We start from the raw sequence: 10,389 nt of genomic DNA, 5'->3' as shown, positions 1-10,389 counted from the left end.
CGTCCGCTGCGAGCAGGTCGATCAGTCGATCGAGGCCGGGCAGGTCGCCGACCCAAGGCGCAGCAACGGCAGGTCCGCCACGGCTCCCCGACAATGGGCCGGAGCAAAGGACTGAACGCAGCGCGTCCAGGCCCATCATCTCGAAAGGGCACAGCGCTATGTCGTCGCGTGGAAGCTTTCGGAGCACGACCGGCATCTCCGCCAGCGCCTCCCGTCCCTGCGCCTCCAGCGACGCCGCCGTCGCATCGGACGGGTCGCTGGCGCGGAACAGGCCGTTCACCACAAGATGCTGGTTGCCGAGCCCCAGCGTCGCTAACTCGGTCGAGGTTCGACCCGCTTCGGCAATCGCGCCCTGTTCCGGGCGCGTCACGAGAATGACGGTTGTCGCCGCGGGATCGCACAGCGCCGCCATGGCTTTTCTGAAGCGTTCCTCCTGCGTCTTGAGTCCCGAGTGCGGTCCCAGGCACGAGGCGCCCTGGTCATTTTCCGCGAGGAAGCCGCTCCACGCTTTCGGCAAGCTGAGCAGTCGCAGCGTATGCCCCGTCGGCGCGGTGTCGAAGATGATGTGATCATAGGTGCCATCAGCATCGGCAAGGCGGCCGACGAATTCGTCGAATGCCGCAATCTCGGTCGTACAGGCGCCCGAAAGCTGCTCACGAACTGTATCACGTTCTTGAGCGCTTGCATTGGCCTCCATCTGAGCAAGCACGCGCGTGCGATAAGCTTCTGCCGCGATGGTCGGATCGATGTTCAGGACGTCCAGACCGACAGCATTCGGCACCGCGACCGGCTGATTGGTCAAGGGTACGTCCAGTATTTCGTCGAGATTGGAGGCAGGGTCGGTGCTGACGAGAAGGATCGATTTGCCGCGATCGGCAAGCGAAAGGGCGGCTACGCTTGCGATGGACGTCTTGCCCACGCCTCCTTTGCCCGTGAAGAACAGGAAACGGGTGGGCTCGACCAGAAATTGTGGGACACTGGTCAGCGAACTGTCGTTCATGACTTGGCTTGATCCTCTTCACTGCGGGGACGCCCGCCGCCGGCTGGCGCTGCAATTCACAAGATGTGGAAGGGACCGAAAAGTTCGAATCCTCTTTGTTGAGGGATGGCTTACCGCTTCGCTCAGCAGCCGGGCATACGTAGTCTCACGGCGTGCCGGGAAGTGTGGAAGCGCAGACCAAGGGCTACGCAACGTCACGTAGAGACCCCGGGGTGGCGTTGGACATAAGCCAATGTGCGGTTCGTCCGCGTCGATGGAGTTCTGACTCATGGCACTGAAGATGAAAGCCGCCATTTTCCTCGAGCCCGGTCGAATCATCCTGGGGGAAAAACCGGTGCCGGATGTCGGGCCTTTGGATGCGCTCATCCGAGTGACGACCACCACGATCTGCGGGACTGACGTCCATATCCTAAGGGGCGAATATCCTGTTGCGCGGGGCCTGACGGTGGGACACGAGCCGGTCGGCATCATTGAAAAGCTCGGCTCGGCGGTCGTCGGCTATCGCGAGGGTCAGCGCGTGATCGCCGGCGCGATCACGCCGTCGGGCACCTCGAATGCATCTCTGTGCGGCTTCCACTCGCAATGCGGCGGCGCACATGATCATGGCTGGAAAGCGATGGGAGGGTGGCGGTTCGGCAATACGATCGACGGTGCGCAAGCGGAGTACCTGCTCGTGCCCGATGCGATGGCCAACCTCTCGCCGGTGCCCGACGGCCTCACCGACGAGCAGGTGCTGATGTGCCCGGACATCCTCTCGACCGGATTCAGCGGCGCAGAATCCGGCCGCATCCGTATCGGCGACACGGTCGCCATATTCGCGCAGGGGCCTATCGGCCTGTGCGCCACCGCTGGCGCAAAGTTGATGGGCGCGACCACCATCATTGCGGTCGATACCCTGCCCGAAAGGCTGGCGATAGCCCGCGCGATGGGGGCGGATCATGTCGTCGACTTCAGCAAGGTCGACCCGGTCGATGAAATTCGCAGGATCACCGATGGCCGCGGCGTCGATGTCTCGATCGAGGCGCTTGGGCGGCAGGCCACTTTCGAGGCAGCCTTGCGCGTGCTGCGGCCGGGCGGCACGCTCTCCTCGCTCGGCGTGTATTCGGAGGACCTTCGCATCCCGATCGATGCCTTTTCCGCGGGCCTCGGCGACAACCGGATCGTCACTACGCTCTGCCCGGGCGGCAAGGAACGGATGCGGCGGCTGATGGACGTCGTGGCTTCAGGGCGCGTGGACACCGGGGCCCTTGTCACTCACCGTTTCGCGCTCGACGACATCGAGAGCGCGTATGAACTTTTCTCCAACCAGCGGGATGGTGTGTTGAAGGTCGCGATCCGGCCCTGACGGTTCGCGCTGCCCGCCGAGTTTACGGGCACAGGCGCGGCGGCAATTCTTTTCACTGCGCGGCGGTCGGGGCCCATCGCACAAGCGCTGCGGCAAGGGCTGGCGCGATAGCGACGCTTGCGGTTGGGCCTGCCACGGTATCGGTGGACCGAACTCGCGCCACCCCCGCAGCGGCGAGTTTCGCGAGATCGTGAGGACTGGCCAGACAATGTGTGGCGACCGCCTCGATGCGTGTTGCGCCAGCGGCGTGGAGCAGTTCGGCGCATCGCACCAGGGTGCCACCGCTCGAGATGAGATCGTCGATCAGCACCACGGTCCGCCCCTGCACCCGCTCGATACCGGCTATCTCCAATTGGACATGACGATCGCCGAGCCGCCGCTTTTCACCGACCAGGACCTGGAGACCCAATGGAGCGGCGACGGTTTCGACCCAGGGCCGGGATTCAGCGTCCGGGCCGATCAGCATGACGGCTGATGTTATCTCCGGCCGGAGCAATTCGACCAATGTCTCCGCAGCCGACACTGCGACTGCATCGATCCCCGGGGCAACTGCCGCTAACGAGGCGGTTCGGTGGAGATGCGGATCGACCGTCACCAGCATGTCGAAATGCGCCGCGAGCAGCGTGCCGATCACTTTCTGGCTGACTGCTTCGCCAGGCTGGAACGCGATGTCCTGGCGCATATAGCCGAGATAGGGTGCAACCAGGACGATGCGGCTCGCGCCGCGGTCCCGCAGGGCCGAAGCCGCCAGCATCAGTTCGACCAGTTTCTCGTTGGGATGGTCGAGCGAGCGATAGAGGATTGCGGTGCGCTGCGTATCCTCAACCCGGACGAGGCTTTCGCCATCGGGAAAGCGACGGACGTTGACCGCCCGGCAGTCGATACCCAGCAGGTCGGCCAGGCGATGAGCGGCCTGAAGGGATTCGGCGAAATGATGGATCGTCGCGATCATGACAGCAGCCGGTAGCCCGAGCCCTCGGCCGCCAGATCGCAGGCAAAGCGCAGGCCGGTCTCCGACTGCGCGTGGATCCGGTAAAGCGGCTCACCCCTGCGCACCCTGTCACCGATCTTGCACAGCAAATCGATGCCCGCGCCCTTGTCCATCGGCGCGCCTGCCAGCCGGGCGATGCGCGCGATCAGGTGACAGTCGATCGCAGCGACCGAGCCGTCCTCGTCCGCAAGGATTTCGCTGCGCAGCGCGCCCGGACGGAACGTCTGGGTCTGCGCGCCTTGCGCCGCAACGAGGCGTTCCATTGCCGCCAATGCCTTGCCCGATGCCAGCAGGTCGAGCGCCCGCGCATAACCGCGCCCACCCTCCAGGTCAGGATCGAAATCGAGCACGCGTCCCGCCAGCAGCAGCGCCCGCTCGCGCAGATCGTCGGGGGCGTCCGCATCGTTACGCAGCACGGCCATCACGTCGCGGGCCTCCAGCACCGGCCCGATGCCGCGTCCGATCGGTTGCGAGCCGTCCGTCAGCACGACATCGACCGTCAGTCCGACCTTGTGCGCAACATATTCAAAGAGCTTGCGTAGTCGCACGGCTTCGCCCTGCGAACGGACCTTGGCGGTGGGACCCACCGGAATGTCGATCACCATATGGGTGGAACCGGCGGCGAGCTTCTTGGACAGGATCGATGCGACCATCTGTTCGAACGTGTCGATGCGGAGTGGCCGCTCGACGGAGATCAGGACGTCGTCGGCCGGGGACAGGTTCATCCGCCCGCCCCAGGCAAGGACGGCCTTTTCGGTCGCGACGATGGCCCGCATGCGTTCCGCCGACAAATCGACGTTTGCAAGCACCTCCATCGTGTCGGCGGTCCCGGATGGCGAGGTGATCGCGCGCGACGATGTCTTGGGCATGATGAGACCGTGCGCCGCGACAATCGGCACGACGATCATTGACGTGCGATTTCCCGGGATGCCGCCGATGCAATGCTTGTCGACCACCAGCGGAGCATGCCAGTCAAAGCGGTCGCCGGCATCGGCCATGGCGCGGGTCAACGCGAGTGTCTCCTGGGTCGTCATGAAGCCGGCGCAGGCCACCAGAAAAGCGCCAATCTCCATCGGCGAGTAACGATAGGCCGCGACATCGGTGATGATGGCAGCGATCTCGCTGTCGCTGAGAACATCGCCGCCGATCTTGCGCCGGACGGCCTCCAGGCTGCGGGGCGGCTTGGCCTGCGCGATCGAGACGCTCTCGCCTTCGGCTAGCCCGAGTCGTCGGAAGGCCTGCTCGCCCAGGCCGATTTCGCCGTCGCCGACGATATTCGGATCGTCGCAGATCGCCAGCGTTGCGAGAATGCCGCTAGCGTCTCCGGTGATCTCGATCTTGCGCATGGCCTGAAACTGCTCCGCGCCATAGCCGTCGGCCGAGCGTAGCAGGAATGCTGTGTTTTCAGGATAGGTATCGACTGCCACGCGCCTGATCTTCAACATCGATATCCCCGTTCGCGTATATCATGGCATTGCGCATGGTGCTCGAATGTCGCCGCCAGATGCGGCCGCGCCGCCGAATCAAGATGTGCCCTCACGAGCCAGCCTGACGCAGCACGATCGGCAGCATGAGCAGGCCGGCGGCGACGCTTGCCACGAGCGGCAAAGCGGCTTGCCAGCCCCTGGTCCAGCCAGCGAGGCTGATCGCCGCTCCTGCCTTGAAGAGCGTGTTGAGCATGACGGGCGCTGCGAGCACGAGGCCTGCGGTTCGCGCATCAAGTGTTCCGGACGGCAATCCGCCCATGGTGATGATGGCGGAATCGACATCGACCATGCCGGACAGGGCAAGGACGGTCGCAAGCCCGGCATCGCCGAACTTATGCAACACCCAGCGCGAGACCAGCGAGAGTACCATCACCAGCGCCATCAGGGCGAGGGCTGGCAGGATGTCGAATGGGTTGCGAACCGCGACCTCCTCGGTCGGTTTGGCCGGACGCCGCATCGCAATGCGCATATGCCAGAGCGTCGCCGCCGCGCTCATGAGCGCGGCGGGAACGACAAGCAGCGCCAGCGTGGAAAATGCAAAGGGTGCGAGCACCGCCACCAGGACGAGCACGCGCAGCAGCATGACCGTCGAAGCGGTAGCGATTCCGGCGATGAGAATGGGAGCGCGCTCGTCGATATTGCGTAGCCTGGTGGCCAGGGCCGCCGTCACCGCGGTCGACGAAACCATTGCCCCGGCGCCCGCCGTCGCGATCGTGCCGCGCGATGCCCCCAACCGCTTGCTGGCAACATAGCCGGCAAACGAGAAGCCCGACACCATCACGACGACCATCCATAGCTGACGCGGGTTCCAGGCATCGAAGGGGCCAAAGGTACGATCGGGAAGCAGCGGCAGGATAACCATGGCTATCAGGGCAAACCGCGCGATCGCATTCACTTCGGCTTCGCTCAACCGCTCGACCCAGACGTGAAGCTGCGGGCGCAAGGCCAGTACCAAGGTGATCACGACGGCGATGATCGTGGCGAGCATCGCTTGCTGGGTCGTCGCAAGAAACCCGCAGCCGAGGGTCAGCAGGCCCACCAAACTCGCTGTCCCACTGACCTTGCCACTTCGCCGCGCCAGCTCTGCGTAACCAAGCAGGACCAGGATGGCCGCTCCAGCGAGGATGATCGTTGCGACAATGCTGTCGCTTGAATGGAGGGCACCGGCCATGCCGCCTGCCAGCCCGAGCAGGCCAAAGGTGCGAATGCCTGCGAAGCGGGAGCCCGGCGGCTCTTTACGCAGCGTCCATCCGCGCTGGATACCGATCAGCAGGCCAAGCGTGAGCGAGAGGGCAATCGCTCCGATCGCGTCGATGCTGGTGGCCCCCAATCAATCTCTCCACTGTAGGGGTTCGTCGATCTCCGGGGGGCCGTGTTCATCGTTCCCGTCAACAGAAGGTCGAACCAACGGAAATCTGTCATCGATCAAGTCGAGCGTAAGCGTTTTTACGAAGCGCACGTTATCGGGAGCCGTACGAACTCGAAAACATCCTTGCGCTGGTAAAGCACTTCCGCGCTCCGGTCTTCCTTCACGGTCTGGCGATATGCCGCGTGCTGGCACAGCCGATGCACTCAGCAGCCGCGGGCAATACGTTCAGCCGCTCGGCCGCAATGACATTGCCGCAGCTGGTGCAAATCCCGTAGCTGCCCGAGCCAAGCCGAGCGATGGCGTTCCTGGTCAGTTCGATCTCGGCGAGCGTCGAGCTTTCCAAAGTGTCCAGCGCCTGGTCATCCTCCCGGTCGACCGCCTGTTCGGCAAAGTCGTCGTCGAGCGGTCGGCCCAGTTCGGCTTCGATACGCCCAACCTGCGACATCAACGCGGCAAGTCTCTCGGTTAGACGGCTACGGGCCTCTGTCTTATCCGGCATCAGGCCACCTTCCTGTCGGCGATCATGGTCGCAATCTCGTCGGGCAGACCGAGCCGTTGCTTATTCAGTGTCTCCTGACGGATGACCGGCGACAAGCGCGTGTGGCGAATCGCAAGGAGAAGACCCTGGTAATTCTTGACGAATTGGCGGTGAATCGACCGCGCCTCGCTGCATTTTGCAACCTGTCCGAGGAGCCGATGCGCACACGCTCGCTTGAGTAGATAGGGAATTTCGAGTTTGTCCATGGGGCACCTCCGCACAAATACGGTGGCACCCATCCGATACGGAGTCGTTACGGGATTCTCCGTACCCTCCACCCGTCCAGATCAGCCGATGGCCGAAGGGAGACTTTCGTGGCCGTGGCGTCGAACCGACTGTTCTGCGCGGGCATGCTTGTAGCTCTCGAGCACAGCTCGCATGTCGGCGACGGCATGCTCGCGAGCCCTTGTGTCGTTGATTTGCGCGAGCTCTCGTTTCAGCTTGGTCGCGAAATCGGCATAGCTGTTCTGCCAGTCGGGTCCGATCACGTCCTGAAGTCTCGGATCGGCGGTCCTGGTTCGCGCGGCGGGCTTCGCCGGCGCAAGGTGATAGGCCTCTCCGATCTCTGGCACGAGGATCGAGGACGCGATCTGCCTGGTTTGGGCGAACTGGCGCAGCGTTTCGATCGACGAGGCTTCTCCATGCCCGAGGAAGAGGCTGCCGCCGATCGGACGGCGAGCCTCCATCCAGGCGAGCAGTCCATCCTGGTCGGCATGTGCGGAATAGGTCTCGATGTGGCGGATCTGTGCGCGGACGACGATATCCTCGCCCCAGATTCGCACGCGTTCGGCGCCTTCGAGGATCACCCGGCCCAGCGTTCCTTCGGCCTGGAAGCCGACAAACAATATCGTCGCCTCGCGCTTGAACAGGTTGTGCTTGAGGTGATGTCGGATGCGCCCTGCCTCACACATGCCGGACGCCGCCAGGATGATGGCGCCCGAGACGCTGTTGAGCCGGATAGACTCCGCGGTCGCATCGACGAAATGGAAGGCCGTGTTGCGGAAGATATTTTCGCCGTTCATGTCCTCGAGCGTATCGGCAAACTTCGCGAAAACGCTCGTTGCCCTGTTGGCCAGGGGTGAATCCACGAAGATGGGCACGGACCGGATACGCTTCGCGTCGATCAGCGCGGCCATGTCGAGCAGCAGCTCCTGCGTCCGTTCGAGCGCGAACACCGGGATGATAAGGTTTCCGCCGCGGGCCAGCGCCTGGGTGATTTCCTTCTCCAGCAGGACGCGGCGATCAACGATCGTTAGGTCTTCCCGCTTGCGGTCTCCGTAGGTGGACTCGCAGATGACATGATCGAAGTCGGCGGGACTCTCGGGGTCGGGGTGGAAGGCCTTGTGTTCAGGCCCTATGTCGCCCGAGCAGAGGATATGGGTGCCATCGACCTGCAGCTCGACCGATGCAGATCCCAATATGTGCCCGGCGTTCCACAGACGCGCCTTGAAACCGGGAACGGGTTCAAACCATTCTTCGAGCGGGATCGGCCGTGTCTGTCGCCAAGCAGTCATCGCGTTTTGTTCGGTGTAGATCGGCTCGATATCCGGCAGGTCGGCGCGATCCTTGCGCCGGTTACGTCGGGCGGCGTCGCCCTCCTGGATGCGCCCCGCATCGGCAAGCATGAATTCGAGCAGCGCGGCGGTCGGCTCGGTGCACCAGATGTCGCCGGTAAAGCCTTCGGCCACCAGCCGAGGCAGTAAACCGCTATGGTCGATATGCGCGTGCGTCAGGATGACAGCATCGACATGGCGCGCGTCGAACGCGAATGCGCTGCGGTTCAGCGTCTCCAGCGTACGCGACCCCTGGAAGAGGCCACAGTCCACGAGGATGCGCTTTCCCCTATGTGTGAACTCCATGCAGGAACCCGTGACCGTGCGCGCCGCGCCGTGAAAGGCGAGTGTGAGTTTCTCCGTCATGCTGCCGCGCTGCTGATCAGGTCCATGGAATACCGCTACGCCGACCCACCGAGCCCGACACTTGGTATGTATACTTATCTTGGACTCATTCTCAGGCCGGCCCGGTCGCTGTCGATAGAACTGCCCTTTTCAATGGCATCGAAATGCTGAGCTTCACGCCGAAATATCCGCGATCATCAGGCCCACGGTCCCAACCTCCCATCACCTTTGCCTTGCAGGTGACCGGCTTGCCCTCCGGATTGAGCCGAAGGATCGCTGGCCGGATGTCGGCCGACATCTCGGATGGAACCCAGCCCACCGCGCGGTGGTCGATCATCACGCCGATCGCATTTGGATCGCGCGAATTATCGTCGAAGACGAGCTGTGCCGGAAAATGACAATTATGCCCCTCTTCGCAGCGCCCCCCGGTCAGGGCGCTCAGATTATCCTGCCATTGCATCTCGCCGACCAGATCAACATTGAAACCATGGGCGGCGCCGAGCGGCAAGACGCCTCGCTCGAACCACCAGCATCCCGTACCGTCATAATTGGCCGGAAAGTGCGGCTGCCCCGCCACGCGGTGAGGTCTGGCAAAAAGCGCTTTGAACAGGGTCACCGCTCGTCTCCAGGCCAGCTTTCAGCCGCCATCAATGCGATAATATGATGGGAAGATCCGGTGATGCCAGGACGGAGCGGGTCGCGCCGCCGAGGACAAACTCGCGGGCGCGCGAATGGCCGTAGGCGCCCATCACCAGAAGGTCAGTTCCCGAAGCCTTGCAATTTGCCAGCAGCGCCGTGCCGGCATCGCGGCCATCGGCGGGAATATCGACCGCTTCTGCTTCGATCCCGTGGCACGCAAGATTGCGGCAGATGTCCGCAGCGGAACCCGACATTGTCTTATCGTTATCACCCGACACCCAGGCCACACGCACCGTCTTGGCGAGGCTGCAGAATGGGAGCGCATCGGCCAAGGCGCGGGCGGCCGCACGGCTACCATCCCAGGCGACAGTAACGATGTCGAGCCGATGTCCACCGCCGCCACTCCGCGGCATCAGGTAGATCGGCCTCCCGGACTCGAACACAAGGTCTTGAACCACGTACGCGATATCGAGCCCGTCATCGATGGGCACGACAGTGATGTCGTGAGACCGCGCGCGTTTCGCCAGTTCGCGGGACATGGCGAATTCCGTGCACTCGATCAGGGTCTGTTCGCCACGGGATTGGGCCGGAATACGCGTGGTCATTTCATCCAGAAGATGTCGTGCGCTTTCCCGGCTCTTGGCATTTTCCTCCGCGATCAGTGCGTTGGCATGCACCAGCTTGTCGGCAAGCCAGTTCGATACGCGGGGGATGACGATCTGACAGACCACACCGGACAGTCGAGCATCGAGCGTTGTGGCAAGGGATATTGCCGCATCGATCGACCAGCGCGGCGAGTGCTCTGGCGCACTGCGAAGCTGCAGTAGAATGTCTTGAATGCCCATGTGAAAACTCTCCCGTTGAAGGGATATTAGGCTCACTTGGAATCCCGGGAGATGCGTAGATTCCCGGACGCTTTCCCATTGCCAGGCGCGCCGGCCGTGCGGCTCGTCTCAGAATTTGATCGGGTGGTCGCAGCGGTTCGCAGAAATCCGCCTCATAAACCCGGACGGAGACCCGGACGGACCAACAAAAACCAGAAAAAATCTAATGATTTCAACGGGTTTTGGCGGAGCGGGAGGGATTCGAACCCTCGATACGCTTTTGACGTATACTCACTTT

General features: G+C 63.1%; 10 protein-coding genes. 1 reads left to right on the top strand and 9 read right to left on the bottom strand.

Features of this window, described 5'->3' with window-relative positions; translation table 11 throughout:
- Nucleotides 1-1,000 (bottom strand): TRC40/GET3/ArsA family transport-energizing ATPase (locus ACEK02_RS13495; protein WP_371422198.1); only part of this gene is annotated, 1,000 nt, incomplete at its 3' end.
- 268 nt (nucleotides 1,001-1,268) lie between these two features.
- Here ACEK02_RS13495 and ACEK02_RS13490 point away from each other — a divergent pair.
- Nucleotides 1,269-2,345, top strand: coding sequence for an NAD(P)-dependent alcohol dehydrogenase (locus tag ACEK02_RS13490; protein ID WP_371422197.1), 1,077 nt, complete (start codon nucleotides 1,269-1,271; stop codon nucleotides 2,343-2,345).
- Between the two features lie 52 nt (nucleotides 2,346-2,397).
- Here the strand turns inward: ACEK02_RS13490 and ACEK02_RS13485 are convergent, their stop codons facing one another.
- From ACEK02_RS13485 to ACEK02_RS13450, 8 genes are all read right to left on the bottom strand, one after another.
- Nucleotides 2,398-3,297 carry a ribose-phosphate diphosphokinase gene (locus tag ACEK02_RS13485; protein WP_371422196.1) on the bottom strand — a complete coding sequence of 300 codons (900 nt, stop codon included), beginning with the start codon at nucleotides 3,295-3,297 and terminating at the stop codon, nucleotides 2,398-2,400.
- Nucleotides 3,294-4,781, bottom strand: a complete 1,488-nt coding sequence (locus ACEK02_RS13480; protein WP_371422195.1) for a thymidine phosphorylase family protein — start codon at nucleotides 4,779-4,781, stop codon at nucleotides 3,294-3,296. The genes ACEK02_RS13485 and ACEK02_RS13480 overlap by 4 nt, the downstream gene beginning before the upstream one ends.
- A 91-nt stretch (nucleotides 4,782-4,872) precedes the next feature.
- A complete protein-coding gene (locus ACEK02_RS13475; protein WP_371422194.1) occupies nucleotides 4,873-6,153 on the bottom strand; it encodes an MgtC/SapB family protein in 1,281 nt (426 codons plus the stop codon).
- A gap of 199 nt (nucleotides 6,154-6,352) precedes the next feature.
- Entirely contained in the window at nucleotides 6,353-6,691 is a 339-nt protein-coding gene (locus ACEK02_RS13470; RefSeq protein WP_033965209.1) for a TraR/DksA C4-type zinc finger protein, read from the bottom strand.
- Complete coding sequence (locus ACEK02_RS13465) at nucleotides 6,691-6,936, bottom strand: hypothetical protein (RefSeq protein WP_371422193.1); 246 nt, start codon at nucleotides 6,934-6,936, stop codon at nucleotides 6,691-6,693. The genes ACEK02_RS13470 and ACEK02_RS13465 overlap by 1 nt, the downstream gene beginning before the upstream one ends.
- Nucleotides 6,937-7,017: 81 nt before the next feature.
- Complete coding sequence (locus ACEK02_RS13460; RefSeq protein ID WP_371422192.1) at nucleotides 7,018-8,649, bottom strand: MBL fold metallo-hydrolase; 1,632 nt, start codon at nucleotides 8,647-8,649, stop codon at nucleotides 7,018-7,020.
- Between the two features lie 91 nt (nucleotides 8,650-8,740).
- Nucleotides 8,741-9,136: a hypothetical protein gene (locus tag ACEK02_RS13455; RefSeq protein ID WP_371422191.1), complete on the bottom strand. Its 396-nt coding sequence runs from the start codon at nucleotides 9,134-9,136 to the stop codon at nucleotides 8,741-8,743.
- Between the two features lie 139 nt (nucleotides 9,137-9,275).
- Entirely contained in the window at nucleotides 9,276-10,112 is an 837-nt protein-coding gene (locus ACEK02_RS13450; RefSeq protein ID WP_371422190.1) for a hypothetical protein, read from the bottom strand.
- Between the last annotated feature and the right edge of the window lie 277 nt (nucleotides 10,113-10,389).

It is taken from the genome of Tardiphaga sp., assembly GCF_041424195.1.
Lineage (GTDB): Bacteria > Pseudomonadota > Alphaproteobacteria > Rhizobiales > Xanthobacteraceae > Tardiphaga.
This window is presented reverse-complemented; position numbering and strand designations above follow the sequence as displayed.

Excerpts from the sequence above, each read along its gene's own strand:
- ACEK02_RS13490 (WP_371422197.1), top strand. The coding sequence starts at position 1,269 with ATGGCACTGAAGATGAAAGCCGCCATTTTCCTCGAGCCCGGTCGAATC.
- ACEK02_RS13485 (WP_371422196.1), bottom strand. The coding sequence starts at position 3,297 with ATGATCGCGACGATCCATCATTTCGCCGAATCCCTTCAGGCCGCTCAT.
- ACEK02_RS13480 (WP_371422195.1), bottom strand. The coding sequence starts at position 4,781 with ATGTTGAAGATCAGGCGCGTGGCAGTCGATACCTATCCTGAAAACACA.
- ACEK02_RS13470 (WP_033965209.1), bottom strand. The coding sequence starts at position 6,691 with ATGCCGGATAAGACAGAGGCCCGTAGCCGTCTAACCGAGAGACTTGCC.
- ACEK02_RS13465 (WP_371422193.1), bottom strand. The coding sequence starts at position 6,936 with ATGGACAAACTCGAAATTCCCTATCTACTCAAGCGAGCGTGTGCGCAT.
- ACEK02_RS13460 (WP_371422192.1), bottom strand. The coding sequence starts at position 8,649 with ATGACGGAGAAACTCACACTCGCCTTTCACGGCGCGGCGCGCACGGTC.
- ACEK02_RS13450 (WP_371422190.1), bottom strand. The coding sequence starts at position 10,112 with ATGGGCATTCAAGACATTCTACTGCAGCTTCGCAGTGCGCCAGAGCAC.